Origin of the sequence: Candidatus Planktophila dulcis (genome assembly GCF_002288225.1) — a bacterium.
GTDB lineage: Bacteria > Actinomycetota > Actinomycetes > Nanopelagicales > Nanopelagicaceae > Planktophila > Planktophila dulcis.
This window is the reverse complement of the sequence record NZ_CP016777.1, coordinates 1-20562: the sequence shown is the minus strand read 5'-3', so window position 1 is coordinate 20562 and position 20562 is coordinate 1. Positions and strand designations below refer to the sequence as shown.

18 protein-coding genes are annotated in these 20562 nt (G+C 47.8%); 5 read left to right on the top strand and 13 right to left on the bottom strand.

Going from position 1 to position 20562, the window contains the following annotated elements:
• Positions 1-4 precede the first annotated feature (4 nt).
• Positions 5-2290, bottom strand: coding sequence for a sodium-translocating pyrophosphatase (locus tag A1sIIA65_RS00090; RefSeq protein WP_095675589.1), 2286 nt, complete (start codon positions 2288-2290; stop codon positions 5-7).
• 164 nt (positions 2291-2454) lie between these two features.
• On the opposite strand from A1sIIA65_RS00090, the gene A1sIIA65_RS00085 reads away from it, so the two are divergent.
• Entirely contained in the window at positions 2455-3828 is a 1374-nt protein-coding gene (locus tag A1sIIA65_RS00085) for a GH1 family beta-glucosidase (RefSeq protein WP_095676800.1), read from the top strand.
• On the opposite strand, the gene A1sIIA65_RS00080 is transcribed toward A1sIIA65_RS00085, so the two are convergent.
• The 3 genes from A1sIIA65_RS00080 to A1sIIA65_RS00070 all read right to left on the bottom strand — a co-directional run bounded on the left by A1sIIA65_RS00080 (position 3825) and on the right by A1sIIA65_RS00070 (position 7185).
• On the bottom strand, positions 3825-4766 hold the full coding sequence (locus A1sIIA65_RS00080) for a carbohydrate ABC transporter permease (protein WP_095675588.1): 942 nt from the start codon (positions 4764-4766) through the stop codon (positions 3825-3827). The genes A1sIIA65_RS00085 and A1sIIA65_RS00080 overlap by 4 nt on opposite strands.
• A 2-nt stretch (positions 4767-4768) precedes the next feature.
• Complete coding sequence (locus A1sIIA65_RS00075) at positions 4769-5752, bottom strand: carbohydrate ABC transporter permease (RefSeq protein ID WP_095675587.1); 984 nt, start codon at positions 5750-5752, stop codon at positions 4769-4771.
• A gap of 134 nt (positions 5753-5886) precedes the next feature.
• On the bottom strand, positions 5887-7185 hold the full coding sequence (locus A1sIIA65_RS00070; RefSeq protein ID WP_095675586.1) for an ABC transporter substrate-binding protein: 1299 nt from the start codon (positions 7183-7185) through the stop codon (positions 5887-5889).
• A gap of 246 nt (positions 7186-7431) precedes the next feature.
• On the opposite strand from A1sIIA65_RS00070, the gene A1sIIA65_RS00065 reads away from it, so the two are divergent.
• Both A1sIIA65_RS00065 and A1sIIA65_RS00060 read left to right on the top strand, forming a co-directional pair.
• Positions 7432-8433 (top strand): LacI family DNA-binding transcriptional regulator, encoded by a 1002-nt coding sequence (locus A1sIIA65_RS00065; RefSeq protein ID WP_095675585.1) that lies wholly within the window; start codon positions 7432-7434, stop codon positions 8431-8433.
• A gap of 24 nt (positions 8434-8457) precedes the next feature.
• Positions 8458-9108, top strand: a complete 651-nt coding sequence (locus tag A1sIIA65_RS00060; protein WP_095675584.1) for a DedA family protein — start codon at positions 8458-8460, stop codon at positions 9106-9108.
• Between the two features lie 3 nt (positions 9109-9111).
• Here A1sIIA65_RS00060 and pyrE read toward each other — a convergent pair whose 3' ends face one another.
• Positions 9112-9645, bottom strand: coding sequence for an orotate phosphoribosyltransferase (gene pyrE / locus A1sIIA65_RS00055; RefSeq protein WP_095675583.1), 534 nt, complete (start codon positions 9643-9645; stop codon positions 9112-9114).
• A 44-nt stretch (positions 9646-9689) separates the two neighbouring features.
• Between pyrE and A1sIIA65_RS00050 the strand changes: the two genes are divergently transcribed.
• Complete coding sequence (locus tag A1sIIA65_RS00050; RefSeq protein ID WP_095675582.1) at positions 9690-10988, top strand: DUF1800 domain-containing protein; 1299 nt, start codon at positions 9690-9692, stop codon at positions 10986-10988.
• A gap of 8 nt (positions 10989-10996) precedes the next feature.
• Positions 10997-12232, top strand: coding sequence for a DUF1501 domain-containing protein (locus A1sIIA65_RS00045; protein ID WP_095675581.1), 1236 nt, complete (start codon positions 10997-10999; stop codon positions 12230-12232).
• On the opposite strand, the gene A1sIIA65_RS00040 is transcribed toward A1sIIA65_RS00045, so the two are convergent.
• From A1sIIA65_RS00040 to dnaA, 8 genes are all read right to left on the bottom strand, one after another.
• A complete protein-coding gene (locus A1sIIA65_RS00040) occupies positions 12229-12621 on the bottom strand; it encodes a heat shock protein transcriptional repressor HspR (RefSeq protein ID WP_095675580.1) in 393 nt (130 codons plus the stop codon). The genes A1sIIA65_RS00045 and A1sIIA65_RS00040 overlap by 4 nt on opposite strands.
• Positions 12618-13544, bottom strand: coding sequence for a DnaJ C-terminal domain-containing protein (locus tag A1sIIA65_RS00035; protein ID WP_095675579.1), 927 nt, complete (start codon positions 13542-13544; stop codon positions 12618-12620). Before A1sIIA65_RS00035 ends, A1sIIA65_RS00040 begins: the two co-directional genes overlap by 4 nt.
• A 3-nt stretch (positions 13545-13547) precedes the next feature.
• Positions 13548-14042 carry a nucleotide exchange factor GrpE gene (gene grpE / locus A1sIIA65_RS00030; protein ID WP_095675578.1) on the bottom strand — a complete coding sequence of 165 codons (495 nt, stop codon included), beginning with the start codon at positions 14040-14042 and terminating at the stop codon, positions 13548-13550.
• A complete protein-coding gene (gene dnaK, locus A1sIIA65_RS00025; RefSeq protein ID WP_095675577.1) occupies positions 14042-15877 on the bottom strand; it encodes a molecular chaperone DnaK in 1836 nt (611 codons plus the stop codon). Before dnaK ends, grpE begins: the two co-directional genes overlap by 1 nt.
• A gap of 148 nt (positions 15878-16025) precedes the next feature.
• A complete protein-coding gene (locus A1sIIA65_RS00020; RefSeq protein ID WP_095675576.1) occupies positions 16026-16475 on the bottom strand; it encodes a DciA family protein in 450 nt (149 codons plus the stop codon).
• The gene (gene recF / locus A1sIIA65_RS00015; protein ID WP_095675575.1) at positions 16472-17557 is read right to left on the bottom strand and encodes a DNA replication/repair protein RecF; all 1086 of its coding nucleotides are present in this window, start codon (positions 17555-17557) and stop codon (positions 16472-16474) included. The genes A1sIIA65_RS00020 and recF overlap by 4 nt, the downstream gene beginning before the upstream one ends.
• A 12-nt stretch (positions 17558-17569) precedes the next feature.
• On the bottom strand, positions 17570-18700 hold the full coding sequence (gene dnaN / locus A1sIIA65_RS00010) for a DNA polymerase III subunit beta (RefSeq protein WP_095675574.1): 1131 nt from the start codon (positions 18698-18700) through the stop codon (positions 17570-17572).
• Between the two features lie 360 nt (positions 18701-19060).
• Positions 19061-20464, bottom strand: a complete 1404-nt coding sequence (dnaA, locus tag A1sIIA65_RS00005) for a chromosomal replication initiator protein DnaA (RefSeq protein WP_095675573.1) — start codon at positions 20462-20464, stop codon at positions 19061-19063.
• Positions 20465-20562: the final 98 nt, after the last annotated feature.

Genomic DNA, 20562 nt, shown 5'->3' with positions numbered 1-20562 from the left:
TGGCTTAGTACTCGATAGATGTCGATTGACGACGATTACGGATAAGTGCTCCGATAATCACAAGAGTTGCAATCGCTGCAATAAGAAGTGATTTTGATGATTGTGTTGGAAGAGCAAAGCTAACAATCGCAGGTGTAATCAACAAGCCAACAAGGTTCATCACCTTGATCAGTGGGTTAATTGCAGGCCCTGCTGTGTCCTTAAATGGATCTCCGACAGTGTCACCAACGATTGTTGCAGCATGGGCATCTGTGCCCTTGCCACCGTGGTGTCCATCTTCAACCATCTTCTTTGCGTTATCCCAAGCTCCACCTGAGTTTGATAGGAAGACAGCCATCAAAGTACCTGTGCCGATTGCACCTGCAAGGTATGCACCGAGTGCGCCAACGCCAAGGCCGAAGCCCACAGCAATGGGTGCCATCACTGCAAGTAACCCTGGAGTTACAAGTTCACGCAAGGAATCACGAGTACAGATATCGACAACGCGACCGTACTCAGGCTTTTCAGTGCCCTTCATGATTCCTGGGTGAAGTTTGAATTGATTACGCACTTCAACTACTACAGCACCTGCTGCGCGAGAGACTGCGTTGATTGCAAGTCCTGAGAAGAGGAATACAACCGCTGCTCCAATAATTAGACCAACGAGGTTGCGAGGGGATGCAATATCTAGGATGCCTTGGTATTCAAGGGCCACTGTTGTGCCCTCTCCTACTGCCTTGATCACTGCTTCCTTGATTGCATCGGTGAATGCACCGAACAACGCAGTTGCTGCAAGCACAGCTGTCGCGATTGCAATGCCCTTAGTAATTGCCTTGGTTGTATTACCCACTGCATCGAGTGAGGTAAGAATCTGTGCGCCTTCACCCTTAACGTCGCCTGACATTTCTGCAATGCCTTGTGCGTTATCTGAGATTGGGCCGAAGGTATCCATCGCAACGATGACGCCTACTGTTGTAAGAAGGCCAGTGCCTGCCAGTGCGATTGCAAAGAGTGAGAGGACGATTGATCCGCCACCGAGCAAGAATGCACCGAATACTGCCGATGCTATTAATAGTGCTGAATAAACAGCTGATTCAAAACCAACTGAGATACCAGCGAGAATTACTGTTGCTGCCCCTGTCTGAGATGAAGCTGCTACATCGTTTACAGGGCGCTTGCCGGTTTCAGTAAAGAAGCCTGTAAGTACCTGAATTGCAGCGGCCAAAACGATTCCGATGATGACTGCGCCAAAGGCGAGAACACGTGGGTTGATGTTTCCCGCTTCTTCAAGAACTGTTGGTGAGTAGTTAGTAAGCAAGTTGAACTTACCTGGAAGATAAGTAAATGTTGCAAGGCCTGTAAGGCCTGCTGAGATAATTGCTGACATAAAGAATGAGCGGTTAATTGCGCTCATCGCTGACTTATCTGTTGAACGCAAACGAGTTGCGAAGATTCCGATTACTGCTGTGATGATTCCGATTGCAGGAACGATCAGTGGGTAGATAAGACCTTCGTTACCAAATGCTGCCTTACCCAAGATCAGCGCTGCAACCAGAGTGACTGCATAAGACTCAAAGAGGTCTGCAGCCATTCCAGCGCAGTCACCGACGTTATCGCCGACGTTATCTGCAATCGTTGCTGGATTTCGTGGGTCATCTTCTGGAATACCTTTTTCAACCTTACCGACGAGGTCTGCTCCAACATCCGCAGCCTTTGTGAAGATACCGCCGCCAACGCGCATAAACATCGCAAGCATTGCAGCACCAAAACCAAATCCTTCAAGAACAACGGGTGCGTTCTCGCGGAAGAGAATGACAACGAGGGATGCACCAACAAGTCCGAGACCCACAGTTGTCATACCGACAACGCCACCTGTGCGAAATGCGATCTGTACTGCCTTAGCGCCATCTTTCTGGCGAGCAGCTTCTGCGACGCGAACATTTGCGCGCACAGCAAGCCACATGCCGTTATATCCAACAAGGGCTGAAAAACCAGCACCGAGTAGGAAGAAGATGGAGCGGCCAATACGAAGTGATGTCGTATCGGCAGGAAGTGCTAGAAGTAAGAAGAAGACGATTCCTACGAAGTAGGAGAGTGTGCGGAACTGGCGGGCAAGATATGCGGCAGCTCCTTCTTGGACAGCTTCTGCAATCTCTTGCATCTTCGCTGTGCCCTCACTTGCTGCAAGGACTTGCTGGCGAAGGGCGTAGGCGATCGCGAGCGCACCGAGTGCGACTGCGAGGACTACGTAGGTGATGTTGAGATTGGACCCGGTGACTTGAACCGTCGATAGTGCGTAAGAAGCACTCATGCTGTTTCCTCCATTGGCCACATCCTTGTGACCTTGGTCAGGGCGCCCTCTATTTGAGGGAGGGGCGCGAAGATTAGGGAAGTTTAGGGTCAAAGGGGTCGGTTTTAGCAAATCTATACATATTTATTAGCGTGAAAAGAATGACAACTATGTACGCTCACCCAATGGCCAACTTTCCACAGGAGTTCATCTGGGGCGCTGCGACCTCCAGCTATCAGATCGAGGGCGCAGCCACTATCGATGGCCGAGGCCAATCGATCTGGGACACATTCTCTAAGACCCCAGGCAAGGTTGCTAATGGCGATACGGGAGATGTGGCAAATGATCACTATCACCGCTATCTCGAAGATATTGCACTGATGAAAGAGCTTGGTCTTAAGTCATACCGATTCTCATTTGCATGGCCTCGCATGTTTCCTAATGGCGATGGCGTGCGCGAGGAGCGTGGCTTTGCTTTCTATGACCGTCTTATCAATGCGCTACTGGAAGCTGGTATTGAACCTCTTGCAACCCTCTATCACTGGGATTTACCACAAGCGCTAGAAGATAAAGGTGGTTGGACCAACCGCGAGATCGTTAAAGCATTTGCTGATTACTCAACGGCTGTAGTTGAACACTTTGGTGATCGCGTGAAGAAGTGGACACCGATTAATGAACCGTGGGTAGTTTCTTGGCTTGGATACGGTATTGGAATTCACGCACCTGGCGTGAAAGATAGAAGGGCAGCATTTGCAGCAGCCCACCACACAGTCTTAGCTCACGTTGCATCCACTAAGGCGATGCGCGCTGTGCGTAGCGATATCTTGACTGGACCTGTGCTCAATCAAGCAAACAGCATTGCCGATGATCCGAATGAGCCTATTCAAAAGCACGCACTGGATATAGCGGACGCACACCAAAATAGATTCTGGATGGATGCCTTTATGAAAGGTAGCTACCCACAGATACTCCTTGATGAATATGGCGATGAGCTCACATCTGTCATTAAGCCAGGAGATCTAGAGTCTGCAACAATTAAAAATGACTTCATTGGAATCAACTACTACTTCGATAACTTCATCCACCCCTCCCTTGGAGGCGCCAATCAATGGCATTCCATTGCAGGCCTCTTTGGCCTTGACATCGATGAGACAGCTCCTGGACCACTGACAGATATGGGTTGGCCGCTGACTCCATCTGGTTTAACAAAGCTACTTGTGCGCTGGCATAAGGAGTATGGCAGCGCTCTTCCTGATCTCTACATCACTGAAAACGGTGTTGCATATGATGAAGGAATTAGCGAAGATGGAAAGTGTCACGACCAGCGTCGTATTGATTACCTGCAGTCACACCTATCAGCTGTTGCAGATGCCATTGCTCAAGGATCTCCTGTGAAGGGATATTACGAATGGTCACTGATGGATAACTTTGAGTGGGCACTTGGTTATGAGAAGCGCTTTGGCATTGTCCACGTTGATTTTGAAACACAAAAGCGCACCATTAAGGACTCTGGTTATTGGTATCGCGATCAAATTGCCACTAATGGCAAAGGGATTTAAGACTTAACAGAGCCTGCAAGAAGTCCGCGCACGAAGTAGCGCTGGAGTGAGAAGAAGACGATCAAAGGAATGATGATTGAAAAGAGCGCAGCAGGTGCAACGTTCTCCCACTTAGAGCCCAGTGATCCACCAAGGTTTGCAAGGTGAAGCGTCAGAGGTGCAACATCATCTGTGCCGCCTGCAAATACGAGCGCAACAAGCAAGTCATTCCAGATCCATAAGAACTGGAAGATTGCAATCGATGCAACTGCAGGAAGAGATAGCGGAAGAACAATCTTGCGGAAGACTTCGAAGTGATTAGCACCATCGACGCGAGCTGCCTCCAATAGCTCGCGAGGCAGAGCAGATACAAAGTTGTGAAGTAGGTATGTGACAAGGGGAAGACCGAACATCACGTGTGGGAACCAGACTGCGGCAAGGGAGCCCACAATTCCCAGTGGTGGAAGGATTTGCACTCCAAAGAGCTGCACACCTGTTGCAAAGAATGTGAGTAATGGCAGGAGTGAGAGCTGTAGTGGAACGCCTTGTAGTGCAAAGAGGCCGTAGAAGACATGGTTACTAAAGCGGAATGGAATCCAAGCAAGTGCGTATGCAGCCATAAGTCCAAAGCCAACTGAGAGAACAACAGCAGGGATTGTGATGGCAAGTGAGTTCACTGCGAAAGGAATCATTCCTTCTGAACCAAGGGATCCACCACCAGTTAAGAGAACTGTGCGGAAGTTTTCAAGAGTAAATGATGGATTAGTAAAAGATGTCCACCAGCCAGAAGACAAGATCTCTTCCTTGGTGCGAAAGGATGTAACAACAAGGCCGAGAGTTGGAACTGTCCACAAGAGCGCAATGACCGTGACAATCGCTGATGCGATAGGTGAGGTAAATGGCTTTGTGCCAGAAGGTGCAACGAGTGGCTTATTCTTCTTCAATTTTAGAGTTGCCATAGTTAGTGCTTCCGTTCTGCGCGAAGAGAGCGGATGTTGTAGTAAGTAATAGGTAGAACGCCAAGGAAGATCAAGATTGCAAGCGTAGATCCGCGGCCATTGTTGAGATAGACGAAGTGCTCATCGAACATACGGTTGGAGAGCACGTCGGTCTTGAAGTTACCGCCGGTCATTGTGTGGATGACATCGAAGAGTTTGAGCGTGCCAACCATCGCAGTTGTAAGGACAACGATGATGGTGGTCTTAACCATCGGCACCGTGACTGTGCGAAAGAGTGTGAATCCTGAAGCGCCATCGAGCTGAGCTGCCTCTTCAATATCTTGTGGGATATTTTTAATAGCTGCAGAGAGAATCACCATGCCAAAGCCTGTAGTTCCCCAGATGTAAACAGCCATAAGGAACAAGTTGTTCCATGGTGACCACAACAAAAGGTGTTGTAGTGGAATTCCAAGTGATTTCATAATCTGACCGACAAGACCTGTCTGATTCATATCTGGCTCTTGGTATTGATACATCAAGTTCCAGATAAGTGAGCCGCCCACGAATGAGATTGCCATAGGCATAAAGATCAGTGACTTGGCGAGTGCTTCGCGCTTCATCTTATTGAGCATTGTCGCAAGGCCTAGGCCGAGAGCTGTTACGACAACTGGGGAGATGATGATCCAGAGCATGGTGTTACGGAATGCAAGGAGAATATCTGGGTCTTTAAATGCACGTGTGTAGTTAGCAAAGCCAACCCATTTAGATGAGTCAGCGTTCTTAAATGATTCGATAAAAGTTTGTACTGCCGGAATTCCAAGGCCTGTCATCGCAAGGATGAGGGCTGGAACCAAAAATAGTGAGAGTGCTAAAACATTCTGCTTCTTGCCTTGTAGGCGTGCTCCAGCTGCAAATGCGATTCCATAGAAACCAAAAAAGATAACGAGCACTGCGAGGATCTGAAGGATTTTTGGACCAGAGCTGTTGAGAAAACTTGACCATGTCATAGCTCGTCCATCCCTTCATTGTGAAATCTGTTTTTTCTTATTAGGTGGTGATTATCCAAGAAGAGACCGGGGCCCACAAGGAGTGGACCCCGGCATCTTTACTTCTTTATTGCAGTGAAGCTAATTGGTATTAATTACCAGTTAGCGTCGATTGAAGATGCTACTTCCTTCATTGACTTACCTTCTGCGTAGAACTTGGTCATTTCCTTCCAGAAAGCACCGTTTACTGCAGTTGGCATCAAGTCAGATGCATCGAACACGATTGCGCCAGACTTGTTCTGAAGCTGTGCTGCCACAACCTTAAGAACTGGATCTGCGTATGAAGCTAGAGGAATACCAGTGTTAGCTGATGTCCATCCGCCTGCCTTTGCGCGCTCAATGCCGTATACAGGTGAAGATAGGTAATCCTGGACGAATCCAACTTCCTTCTTCTTTGAGAATGCGACTGGGAACTCTCCGCCACCCATGATTGGCTTACCAAACTTAGAGTTTGTTGGTGGGAGGTAGAACGCATCAGCATCACCTGAAGGACCGAATGTGGTTCCTGCTGGGTACATTGATGAGTAGAAAGAAGCCTGCTGCAACATGCCGCAAGTTCCTGCCTTGAGTCCTGGAACGCCTGCATCCTGGAACTTACGTGTAGCAACTGACTTGAGATCTCCAACTTGTGAAGATGTTCCGAGCCATGAAGCAACCTTGTTCATTGCACCAAGAATTTCTGGTGATGAGAACTTGAGCTTGCCTTGCCACCACTGGTTGTACTTCTTTGGACCCTGCTCACGAAGAACCATCTGCTCGATCCAGTCAGTTGCTGGCCATCCTGTGGCAGCTCCTGATTCGATTCCTGCACACCATGGGTTAGCTCCTGCAGCCTTGAACTTCGCTGCAACTGCTTCCATTTCAGACCAAGTGTTTGGAATTGTTACGCCAAGCTTCTTAAACTGTGCTGGTGAGTACCAAACAAGTGACTTCGATGATGCGCCAAATGGTGCACCGTAGATACGTCCGTTGATTGTTGTAAATGATGCCCAAGCTGGGTTGTAGTAGTTAGTGAGGTTTGAACGAGTTGCAGCTGTAATTGGGACAGCCTTACCTGTTGCAACCATTGTTGCTACTAGACCTGGTTGAGGAATGATTGCGAGGTCAGGTGCGTTTCCGCCCTTAACACGTACTGGAAGAAGAGTTTCGAACTGGTCTGTGCCTTCGTAAGCAATCTTGATGCCTGTGCACTTTGTGAACTCAGCGAAAATCTTTTCCATTGTTGTAGCTTCAGGATCACGGATACCAGCGAAAATCTTTACTGTGCCAGTGCCCTTCCACTTTGAATATTCGTCACAGCCAGCAGCTGATGCTGATGTTGCTGTGAAAGTAGTTGCTACAAGTGAAAGAACTGCTACTGCAGTTCCAACAAGTAGACCCTTTTTCTTTAGCATGTAGGTACCTTTTCTATTGAGGGTTGTTAAGACCTGCTGGAGAACCCAGAGGCCCTGAACGTGGGGCAACGGTATTCCTAGGGGCTTGCAACTAGCGAGTTTTGAGGGCCTCGGTGATAAAACCGTTATAAACGGTATTGGGCGCTACTTTCCACGCTCACCTATCACCCCTAGCTCTATCTAAAAAGAGCCCCCAGGGGTACCTTTTGCAGAGGTTTTGCAGGTTTTTTCAGGGGGGAATCGGCCATGAGTGGAGTCGTTGAGATCGCCAAGAAGGCTGGAGTCTCACCTGCCACTGTTTCAAGGGCTCTGCGCGGCATGCACCATGTTAATGAGCGAACACGATCAAAGATTGTTGCAGCAGCAATGGAACTTAATTATCCGTTGCGTCCAGATCTCATTCCACAAGGTTTAGTAAAGCGCACAAACAGAATTGGTGTCATTGCTCCTTACATCTCTCGATGGTTCTTCTCTCAAGCAATTAATGGAATTGAGCAGAGCTTGCGTGAAGTGGGAATGGATTTACTTCTCTATAACTTCTCACAAGTCGATGCACGACAGCGAATCTTTCAACAGAAACAGCTGCGTGGAAAAGTAGATGCTCTCATTGTTGTGAGTATGCCTCCCACAGATGAAGAATTCACGTCACTTCTTAGTTTGGGAATACCTATTACAACAATTGGTTTCACTCACGAAGGTTGCACAAGTGTTGCCATCGATGATGTGCTCGGTGGGAAAGTTGCAACCGAACATCTGACTGGTTTAGGTCACCGCCAGATTGCAGTCTTATCTGGTCAGCGCGAGACTGCATATAACTTTGATGTCTCAGATAATCGAAACCTTGGATATATCAAGGCGCTAAATGCTGTTGGTGTTGAATGGAATCCAGAGCTAGAAATCCACGGAGACTTTAATATCTACACATCTGAAATAGCGATGGACTCTTTCTTGAGCCGTAAGAAGTTACCTACAGCGCTCTTTTGTCACTCAGATGAGATGGCCTTTGGTGCACTAAAAGCAATTCGTAATAAAGGGATGCGTGTTCCTGAAGATATTTCAGTAATTGGTTTTGATGATCACGACATTGCGCAATACATCGGGCTCACAACGGTTTCACAACCTCCTCAATTTGAAGGCCAAGTAGCTGCAGCTTCGGCAATTGCTGAAGTCGCCAACCCCGCCTTAGAGCGCAGGAAAATTGTTGTTCCGCTGAGCCTGGTTGTGCGCAGCACAACGGCTGCGATTTAACTATTTTCGCGTATCCTCGACCACATGAACTTGGCAGCAAATCTCTTTGATGCACATTCAATCGTTGGCGATCTTGGTCTTATCGGTGTTCTTGCCATTATCTTCGCTGAAACTGGTCTGCTTGTAGGGCTCGCATTTCCTGGCGACTCACTTCTCTTTATTGCAGGCGTTGCAGCATCCGGATCGGGTGCTGCCATTCTTGGTGGAGCATCTCTTGATCCAGTTGCGCTCTTTATCGGTGCACCGATTGCAGCAATCATCGGCTCTCAAGTGGGTCACTGGTTTGGTGCAACATATGGGCGCAAACTCTTTAGCCGCCCTGATGGACGCTTCTTCACTCAATCAAAGGTTGCAGCAACTGAGAAGTGGCTCAATAAATATGGAACAGGCAAAGCACTTGTTCTAGCTCGCTTTATTCCCTTTGTTCGAACACTGATTAATCCATTGGCTGGAATTATTGGTATTCCAGTGAAGAAGTTCTTATTTTGGAATGTCCTTGGGGCAATCATCTGGACCCAAGGAATTATCGGTCTTGGTTACCTACTTGGTGAGAAGCTTGAAGGGTCAGTAGATAAATACCTTTTACCTGTCGTGGGGCTCATCATTATTGTGAGCGTTATACCTGTTGCTATTGAGTTCTTCCGCGAGTGGAGTACTCGCAGGCATCACTCGTAAGTTTTAGAGACCTAAATCATCCAGCGAGTAGGCCGCGTAATACTTATAACCTGCATCAAGGATTGCTTGCTTTGCACCGCGCTCAACAATGACTGCAACACCAACCACAATTGCGCCAGCTTCAATGAGCGCTTCCACTGCAGTCAGAACTGAACCACCAGTTGTTGATGTGTCTTCAACTGCTAAAACTTTCTTGCCCTTTACATCTGGTCCTTCAATACGGCGCTGAAGTCCGTGTGCTTTCTCAGCCTTACGAACTACAAAAGAATCAATCTTTTTGCCGTCGCGGGCAGCCACATGCATCATCGCTGTGGCAACTGGGTCTGCGCCCAGTGTGAGCCCACCAACTGCCTCGTAATCAAGATCTTTGGTGAGTTCAAGCATTACTTCACCAACTAGAGGAGCAGCAACATGATCGAGAGTTACACGACGTAGATCGACGTAGTAATCAGCCTCTTTGCCTGAAGACAAAATTACTTTGCCGTGGACAACAGCCTTGTTAAGAATTTGTTCTCGGAGAAGTTCCTTTGAATTCATGTGCACACCTTACAGGGGACCTATTTCTCAGTTACCGTGCCAACATGAATGCAAAGAGGTTAGAGATTGCTCGCCTTTCCCATCGCTTTGCATTCGGTCCCCGTCCCGGTGAATTTGCAGCAGCTCTTGCAGCTGGTGTGAGCGCCACTCGCCAGAAGGTTCTCACAGTTCCAGCTACTGATGCAGGTGCTGCTCTTGTGGCTAACCCAGTGATAACCGATCTTGGTGTGCGCCCTAAACCCAACACCCCAGAAATCATTCCTTTTGTAACAGGGATGCGAAATCAGACGGAGCAGCTAACAATCTGGTGGCTTGATCGCATGGCGATGAGTGATCATGGGTTGAGCGAACGTATGGCCTGGTTCTGGCATGGCCACTGGGCAACATCAATTACAAAAGTAGACCATCCACTTGCGATGTATAAACAGAATCAAATTCTTCGCCAATATGCGTTAGGAAACTTTGCTGCGATGTCGCGTGCAATGGTCAATGATGCTGCGTTGCAATATTGGCTCGATGGTCAGACCAGCACCGCCAAAGCTCCTAATGAGAATTTAGCTCGTGAGCTAATGGAGTTATTTATTCTCGGTGTCAATCGTTATACCGAAGATGATGTCAAAGCACTGGCTCGAGTGTTAACTGGTTATCAACTCAGCCTTAACGCTGCAACTGTTCTTGTGAACCCGAAGCGACGCGATATGGGCGCAGTAACACTTTTGGGGCAGAGTTCAACATTCACAGCAGAAAGTGCCAGCGATTACCTTGTTGCAAAGGCAGATTGCGCCACATTTATTGCAGAGCGGTTGTGGTATCGATTTATCTCAAGCACAGAAGAAATGCCAAAGAATTTGAGTGCAGTTGGCGCCTTTGCCTCTCGTGAAGTTGCACCAGCTGTGGCATCACTTGCCCAAGATGGAGCAATGTCTGATCCCAAATACTCGATGGTGAAATCCCCGGTTGAATGGTTTATCTCTGCCTGTCGCGCACTTGAATTAACTCCATCGAAACTTATTGACTCTAAGCAACTTATTAACCACCTTAATAAGTTGGGGCAGATTCCTTTCTATCCACCGAATGTTGGAGGATGGCCTGCGGCTGAGGCATGGTTGTCATCAGCATCTGCCCAGTATCGAATTGCTTTTGCATCTTGGCTCATTAAGCAGAGCCCTTTGCGTGCGTTCAATGAGATTCCAGTAGATCGTCGCGTCTTAGCAAGTGCTGATTGGTTAGGTGTTGCGCAGTGGAGTCCGCGCACACAGGCAGCCCTTCGTAACGCGCTCGGTGATCCTCAAGAGTTCACACTGCTTGCTTTATGTAGCCCTGAATATGTAGTGAGTGCATAGGAGCCGGCATGGATACCGTAACCCGTAGAAAATTCTTACAGCTCACCGCTGGTGCAGTTGCAGTAGGTGCTGCGGCACCGCTACTTAGCGTTGATGAGATTGCAGCTGCTGCAGTAAATAGGCCACTTGCTGCAGGAACACCGATTGTTGTGATGGTGACTCTCTATGGTGGTAACGACGGACTTAATACAGTTATTCCTTATACAGATTCTCTCTACTTCTCATCTCGTCCTGAGATTTCCTATAAGGCAGATACTTTGTTGCCGCTGGATGCTGAACTTGCACTCAACCCTGCAATGAAAGGTTTGAAGTCACTGTGGGATCAGAAGAAGGTTGCAATCATTCGTGGTGTTGGTTATCCAAAACCTGATCGTTCTCACTTTAGTTCAATGGCAAAGTGGCAGACAGCATCTCCTGAAAAACATATCAACACAGGTTGGTTGGGGCGCTGGATTGATACACAGGCAGAAGATTCGATGCTTGCAATCTCACTTGGTTCTGTTCTGCCACCACTCTTTGCTGGTGCAAAGCGTTCTGGCTCTGTATTGCCACTGGGTGGCCTTGTTATTCCTAAGGGAAGTGTTGCCACAAACTGCTTGCAGCTTGCCAAGATCTCTCGCGCAGATAGCTCTTTAATGGCTGCTGCTGCAACATCGATGCGCAATCTCTTCTCGGTATCAACAACTGTGCAACCTATTTTGAAAGCTCCAGCACCTGTTGCAGTAGATCTTCCTGTCACTAATGGTGGTAATGCCGGCGGCGATAGCAACCTTGCTCAGCAGCTTGATGTTGTTGCAAAACTCATCGCTGCAGGCTCACCCACAAAGGTCTGGTCGGTCTCACTCGGCGGTTTTGATACTCACGCTAATGAGGCAAATGCTCAGGCAGCACTTCTTGGCTCAGTCTCAGATTCCATTTCACGTTTTATCTCGCAGATGAAGAGCACATCACGTAGCGCAGATGTCACCGTCGTTGTTTATAGCGAGTTTGGAAGACGTGTTGTGGGCAATGGTTCACAAGGAACAGATCACGGAACATCTGGACCAATGTTTATTGTGGGCGAGAAGGTCAATGGTGGCTTCTATGGAGATCAACCATCGCTGAAGAACCTAATCAATGGAGATCTTGCAGTCACAACCGACTTCCGTGATGTCTATGCAACTATTCTTGAATCGCTGCTTAAATCCCCTGTTGAACCTGTATTAGGTAAGTGGAGTGGTCGCACTAAATTCTTAAAGGCTTAGTTTTCTTCTTTATAGATAATCACATCTGATTTCTTACGTAGTGACAGCCCTTTAGGTGGATTTTCTATAAGGAGTGCATCCACTTCAATACGGAGCTTGGCGACTTCAACAGCCATATTTGCCATTGCGGCTTCCAATTCGATAATTCGTTTAATACCTGCATGGTTAATTCCTTCACCAACAAGGCGCTGGACCATGCGAAGGGATGCAATATCTCGCAATGAATATCTACGGTTGCGTCCTACGGTGCGATCGGGGGAAACTAAACCTAAGCGATCGTATTGACGAAGAGTTTGTGGATGTAGCCCTGAAAGCTCTGCAGCAACTGAAATTACATAAAGTCCTGCATCATCATCTGGATGCTCATCTTGTGGCAAATCTTTTGTCATGACTTTGCCTTTGTAATAAATTCTGCGCGGATATCGTGATCTGCAGTGGCTTGCGCAAATGCCTTAATGGCTTCCTCTGCTTTTCCTTCAACCCGACGTGGTACTTGCACTTCAACCGTGACAAGTAAATCCCCAATAACTGCGCCTTTTTTAATACCTCGACCTTTAACCCGCAGCACGCGACCAGTTGGTGTTCCTGCAGCTAAACGCACGGTGACATCATCACCAGAAAGAGTCGGCACCTTTATATCTGCGCCAAGGGCTGCTTCTGCAAATGTCACAGGAAGAGTTAATAACAAGTTCTCACCTTTGCGTGAGAAAGTAGCGTGGGGCTTTACATGTAGCTCAATGAAGAGATCTCCAGGGCCTGCTTCGCCCGGTGCACCTTTTCCTTTCACGCGAATCTTTGCACCATCGTTAACACCTGCAGGAACGCGCGCAGAAATACTCTGTGGTCCATTGCCATCAGTATTTAACTTCAAATCAAGTGTTGTGCCAAAGACAGATTCTTTAAAAGTAATCGCTGCTTCAGTCTGTAAATCACTTCCTTTACGTGGACCGCGACGGCCGCCTCCACCAAAGAGATTGGCAAAGATATCTTGTGGGTTTCCACCACCGAAGATGTCTGAGAAATCCCCACCTTGGAAGTTCTGTCCACCGCCTTGTGGCGCTTTAAATCCCCCACGTTCAAAGTAAGAACGAGCTTCATCATATTCAGCACGCTTTTTAGAATCAGAGAGGATGTCATATGCCTCAGAGACCGCTTTGAACTTATCTTCTAGTGCTGTATCGCCTTGGTTCTTATCAGGGTGTAAATCGCGCGCTAAAGATCGGTATTTCTTCTTAATCTCATCGGCAGATGCCTTCTTATCTACGCCGAGGATCTTGTAGAAATCCTTCTCATATAAATCTTTAGCGGCCATTTTTTATTCTGGATCCGTAACCGCAACGCGCGCAGGGCGCAAGATGCGTTCTTTGTATTTATATCCAGGCTGCAAAATCTTTGATGCAGTAGGTGTTGTTACTTCATTTGAAGTGTCATGCAGTAGCGCTTCATGAATCTGGGGATCAAAGGCATCGCCTTCAGTTCCATACTTCTCAAGTCCAAAACGTGTTGTGATGGCAGCAATCTGATCTGCAACCGCCTTGAAGCCACCGGTGAGCTCGTTGTGCTCTGATGCGCGATCGATGTCATCAAGAGTTGCAAGAAGTTCGGTTAGTACTGAACCAATAGCTGTTTCATGGGCAACTGCGCGGTCGCGCTCTACGCGCTTACGGTAGTTGGCATATTCAGCCTGAAGTCGTTGTAAATCAGCTGTGAGCGCTGCAACCGGATCAATCTCTTGCTCCGGTGCAGCCTCCACAACTTCTTCAACAACAGGTGTTGTCTCATCGACAACTTGATCTGTTGTATCTGACATTAGTTAGCTTCTTCAGCGTCGATTACTTCTGCATCTTCAACATGATCTTCAGATCCGCCTTGTGCGCCCTCACTTTGCGCAGATGCGTTTGCATACATCATTGCACCGAGTGCTTGTGAGATAGTCGAGACTTTTTCAGTATTTGTCTTAATTGATTCGAAGTTTGCACCATTGAGGTCTGTCTTCAATAGAGCAAGTGCTTCATCGAGTTCGGCCTTCTTCGTTGCAGCTTCACCTTCAGTGAACTTATCCGCGTTATCGGTAAGGAACTTCTCTGTCTGATAGACAAGTGAATCTCCAGTGTTGCGGATTTCTGCTTCTTCACGACGCTGCTTATCTTCGTTAGCGTGTGCTTCAGCATCTGCCATCATCTGTGCAATCTCATCCTTGGAAAGAGCTGAACCACCTGTGATGGTCATTCCTTGCTCTTTACCTGTTGCGAGATCTTTTGCAGAGACGTGAACGATTCCGTTTGCATCGATATCGAATGTCACTTCAACTTGTGGAACACCGCGTGGTGCTGGTGCAATTCCAGTGAGCTCAAACATTCCGAGCTTCTTGTTATATGCAGCCATCTCGCGCTCACCTTGGTAAGCCTGAATCTGTACAGCTGGCTGATTATCATCAGCAGTTGTAAAGATTTCAGAGCGCTTTGTAGGGATAGTTGTGTTGCGCTCGATGAGCTTTGTCATCACTCCACCCTTGGTTTCAATACCAAGTGAAAGTGGTGTCACATCAAGAAGCAATACATCCTTTACTTCACCCTTAAGAACACCGGCTTGAAGAGATGCACCCACTGCAACTACTTCATCAGGGTTTACGCCCTTATTAGGCTCTTTTCCGCCTGTGAGTTCGCGAACTAGGTCCACAACAGCTGGCATACGAGTTGATCCACCCACAAGTACAACTGACTGAATATTTGCAATAGGAATTCCAGCATCTTTAAGAACTGCTTGGAATGGCTTCTTGCATCGCTCAAGTAGATCTGCGGTCAATGACTGGAACTGTGCGCGAGTAATTGTTTCATCAAGGAACAACGGGTTCTTCTCTGAATCAACTGTGATATATGGCAAGTTTATTGTTGCCGATTGTGAAGATGAAAGTTCAATCTTCGCCTTCTCTGCTGCTTCACGAATACGCTGCATCGCCATCTTATCTTTTGTGAGATCAATGCCGTTTGCAGATCCAAATGTCTTCACGAGGTGATCAACAAGTGCTTGATCCCAGTCATCGCCACCGAGGTTGTTATCACCGTTGGTTGCTTTAACTTCAACAACACCATCGCCGATTTCTAGAAGTGAGACGTCAAATGTTCCACCGCCAAGGTCGAAGACAAGAATTGTCTGCTCTTGATCAGCCTTATCTAAACCATAGGCAAGGGCAGCCGCAGTTGGCTCGTTGATAATACGTAGAACATTAAGGCCTGCGATCTCGCCAGCTTCTTTTGTTGCTTGGCGCTGTGCATCGTTGAAGTAGGCAGGAACAGTAATAACTGCATCCGTCACTGTCTCACCTAAGTACGCCTCTGCATCGCGCTTTAGCTTTTGCAATACGCGCGCTGAAATTTCTTGTGCTGTGTACTTCTTACCGTCGATATCCATCGACCAGTTAGTACCCATGTGACGCTTAACGGAACGGATTGTGCGTTCAACGTTTGTCACTGATTGACGCTTTGCAACTTCACCGACGAGAACTTCGCCATTCTTAGCAAATGCCACGATCGATGGGGTTGTGCGAGCACCTTCCGCGTTTGCAATAACCGTTGGTTCTCCACCTTCGAGTACTGATACGCAGCTATTTGTTGTTCCTAGGTCGATTCCGACTGCTCTAGCCATTTCTCTTGCTCCTTCTATAGAACTGGTGATCTCTCGAGCCGATCTGGGTCGAGGCTTCTTTGTAACCTGAGTCGATTCTACGCAAAGAGTTGAGTCGAGTCGACTCAGGTTTCATACAGTTGAACAGCAGGTGGGAGAGCTTTATTCCCTAGCCATAGGTATCGCGGGGCCCGCGGCCGTTGGAGATGGTGCGAAGACCACGCTTCCATGAAGGCGCCTGGGGGCCGATGAAGTCCAGGGATTCAACGAGGGCGCCGGGTGCGCTGGAGCGGATCTTCTCAAGCAGAGATGGCCCCACAAGGTTGAGTTGGGTCGCCCAGGCAGTGGAAGAGCATTGAACTAATAGGCGACCATCGAGCATCGAAAGTGGTGTTGTGTGTTGGCCGATCTCAGGGCCGACTACTTGTGGCCAGGTTGCAAAGAGAGTTCCTTCAGCAAGGCCTGCATCCCAATCGCGTTGTTGGATTAACTCACTTAAGACACTGGCGATGAGTGTGGGATCTCCTGGGGTTTGGCTGCGCTCTTCAATGACTTTCTTCTTTTTAGTAAAACCTGTCTTATAACTTTGGAAGAGGTCGTGGGCGAGATCGCGCTTCATTTAACCGCCACCCCCGGTGTCACATAGAACTTGGTCGATAGTAGCTCTGCCGGTAAATCACTTTCAACTGCTGCAGTAATAAATGTTTGCTCAGCCATCTGTGTGACAGAGGTTAATTGTTGGCGGCGCACAGTATCGAGCTCAGCAAAGATGTCATCGAGGATTAAGACGGGTTCTGCCCCTTCTGATTTAAGTAAGTTATAGGAACCAATACGTAGCGAGATTGCCATCGACCAGGATTCACCGTGGCTTGCATAACCTTTTGCAGGAAAGTCTCCGAGCTGAAGATGTAAGTCATCGCGGTGTGGACCAATCAGTGAAACACCGCGTTCTTGTTCTTGGCGCGCAACTTCTAGTTGGCGCGCAGTCATAATCTCGATGTTGTGTTCAATATCTGCAGATAAGTTATCGGTAGATGATTTATATGAGATAGATGCAGCTTTTACCTCATTGAGGTTTGCGTAGTTGGCTGCAACATAAGGGCTTAACTCATCCACTAGTTGTATGCGCTCTGCAGATAACTGCGCGCCGAGTGCGATCAGTTGCTCAGTCCATGGGATGAGCGCATTCTCCGGCGCTCTTGTTTTAAGAAGTGTGTTGCGTTGTTTCACAACGCGCTCATAATCAGATATCACACCTGCAAGGCGTGGTGATTGAGTAATGAGAAGTTTGTCGAGGAAGTCACGGCGGTGTGTGGGCTCACCTCTTACTAAATCAAGATCTTCGGGGGAGAAGTAGATAATCTGCAGAGCGCCCAATATCTCGCGCTGTGATTTAACCGCATTGCCATTAAGGCGTGCACGGTTTGCTTTATTTGCATTGATCTCTAAATCAACTTGCAGTGTGCGACCTTGACTCTCAATTTCGGCACGGATGATTGCTTGATCTGCGCCGAGTGAAATTAGTGGTTGGTTATTAGAGACGCGGTGGGATGAAAGGTATGCGAGATAGATAAGGCTTTCTGCAATATTTGTTTTGCCGCTGCCGTTATTGCCAATAAAGGTAGTGGGGCCAGATGAAAATTCCAGCTCGAGGCTTTTATAGGAGCGAAAATTCGTCAGCGCTAGCCGGGTTACGCGCATGTAAGTAACTCGTTAAGAGGCGTAACGCATAGGCATCAACAGGTAGCGGTAGTTCTCAATAGATGCGCCATTAGGTTCTGTGCGCCCTGTGAGAATCGCAGGTTTGTTGGAGCCAGTAAATGAGATCTGCACAAATGGTGTTCCCACCGCTTGCAGGCCATCAGCTAAGAAAACTGGATTAAATGCAATGGAGATTTGCTCGCCATTGAGAAGCACATCAATAGTTTCGGTTGCTTGCGCTTCCTCCCCCGCGCCTGCTTCAAGTGAGACCCCGCCATCTTTAAATTCAAGGCGTAGTGGAACAGTCTTATCTGTCACGAGTGCAACGCGGCGTACTGAATCTAGGAAAGGTGCCACTTCAACAACTGCAGTGGTAACTGTCTCTGTTGGCAGTAGGTGGCGGTATGGAGGGAAAGTTCCATCCAACATACGTGATGTCATTGTCTTGCCATCACCACTAAATCCCGCAAGGCGATCATTTGAGGTTGTGGGTGCGAAAGACAGTGAAACATTCTTTGAGCCCACTAATGACTTTGCAGCATCTGCAAGTGTGCGAGCGCGCATCAGTGCTGATGTTGAAAACCCTGGTGTTGCGGGATTCCAATTAAATTCGCGAACTGCAAGGCGATAGCGATCTGTGGCAGCAAGTGTGATTGTCTCTTCATTGATTTCAACATGAACACCAGTAAGTGTGGGAAGGGAGTCATCGCGGCCAGCTGCGATGGCAACTTGTGCCACAGCTGTTGCGAAAGTATCACTTGCAACCGATCCTGTTGTCTCAGGTAGCTCTGGAAGGTTTGGATATTCAGAGAGCGAAAGTGTGGGAAGAGTAAATTTTGCAGAGCCTGATGTCACAAGTACTCGTGTGCCATCTAGTGTGATCGAGATTGGTTTATTAGGAAGTGAGCGACAGATTTCTGCAAGTAACTTTCCTGGCACAAGTACTGCGCCTTTTTCTAAAATATCTGCTTTAAAGTGCGCTTTAGAAGATGTCTCTAAATCAGAACCACTTAAGACAACATCATCACCGGTTGCATCAATCTTGATTCCGAGGAGCTCGGTTTTAATAGGGCGTGTGGAGAGGGATCTTGAAACCCAATTCACTCCATCTGTTAGAGAATGTTGATCAACAGTAAATTTCACGCCGTAGCCCTCAGATCCATGTAGGTGTTTTGTAGTAGTGGAAATCTAATGTGGAAGCGGTCCGCTTGGAAACGGGATTTGTATAGATAAAGGTAGTAGTAGTAACCGCGGGGTAAAGCTGTGGAAAAGCGGTAAAAGTGCTGGTCAGAGCCTTGATTGACCTGTGGGGCGCTGTGGGAAACGCCGCTTAAGCTGTGGGTAAGAATGTGCACTACCGCCTTCATAAAAGCTCCCCTTTCTTTGCATGTGCTGATCAAAGCCTGTTACCCACATAAATAGCGCCTATATCCACAGTTATCCACAAGTTATCCCCATCTGGGGGTAAAGGGGGTGAAAACGGACATAACCCCTATTTGGGGTCTACTTCATCTGCTGCTTAATACGGGTGGTCAACTCATTTACCTGGTTATAAATCGAACGGCGCTCAGCCATAAGCTCGCGGATCTTTCGGTCGGCATGCATCACAGTGGTGTGATCGCGGCCGCCAAATGTCTGGCCAATCTTTGGTAGCGATAACTCTGTGAGTTCGCGACATAGATACATCGCAATCTGGCGAGCATTCACAAGTGCACGAGATCGAGAAGTACCACAAAGGTCATCGATAGTCAGGCTGTAGTAAGCCGCGGTCTGCGCCATGATTGTTGGGGCTGTGATCTCAGAGTTAATCTCATTAGGAATCAAATCTTTGAGAACGATTTCAGCAAGACCCATATCCACCACCTGGCGGTTAAGGGATGCAAATGCCGTCACACGAATCAGCGCACCTTCAAGCTCGCGGATATTTGTCGAAATCTTTGATGCGATAAATTCAAGGACATCATCGGGTGCATTTAACTTATCTTGCGCAGCTTTCTTGCGAAGAATTGCAATACGAGTTTCTAGTTCTGGTGGCTGAATATCTGTAATCAAACCCCACTCAAATCGTGAACGCAGACGATCTTCCAAAGTAGTCAATTGCTTTGGCGGGCGATCTGATGAAATAACTATTTGTTTATTAGCGTTATAGAGCGTATTAAAGGTGTGGAAGAACTCTTCCTGTGTGCGCTCTTTATTTTCTAAGAATTGAATATCATCAACAAGCAAGATATCGAGATCGCGATAGCGACGCTGGAAAGCGGTTGCTTTATCATCACGAATAGAGTTAATAAAGTCATTGGTGAATTCTTCAGAGGAGACATAACGAACGCGAGTATTGCCATAGAGCTCTTTTGCATAAGCACCAATTGCGTGGAGCAAGTGAGTCTTACCAAGACCTGACTCACCATAAATAAAGAGTGGGTTATATGCCTTCGCTGGCGCTTCAGCGACAGCAACTGCTGCAGCATGTGCAAAGCGATTTGATGCACCGATAACAAAAGTTTCAAAGATGTAGCGAGCATTGAGCTGTGATGGCTCATCTGTTTTGCGCGAGCCTTCATCATCGCGTCCTGTGCCAGGTCGCGTGGAGACACTTTCAACAACAATGGTTGGCGCAGGAAGATCTGCAAGCTCTAAAGTCTCATCGACCATCACTGCAATATTTGCCTTCTCACCAAGTTCTTGTGTGAGCACTTCATTAACAACAGAGCGAAGCCTTGATTCGAGAACATCTTTTGCAAAGGCGTTAGGGGCTGCAACAAGAAGGGATGTGGCGCCACCTTCATTCTGTAGAAGACCAAGGGGCTTAGTCATCGCTAAGAAGGCGCGATGCTGGGGTTCACCTGCTGAAACATGCTCAACGATGCGATCCCAGAGCTCAGTTAGCTCAACGCCAACAACTGCCATATCAAGCCCCCAGGTCTATCCACAATGTTATCCACAGGCTGTGGTCTAAAGTAGGGGTTTACCCTTGATTTAGGCCGGAAATGACGGATACCTGTGGA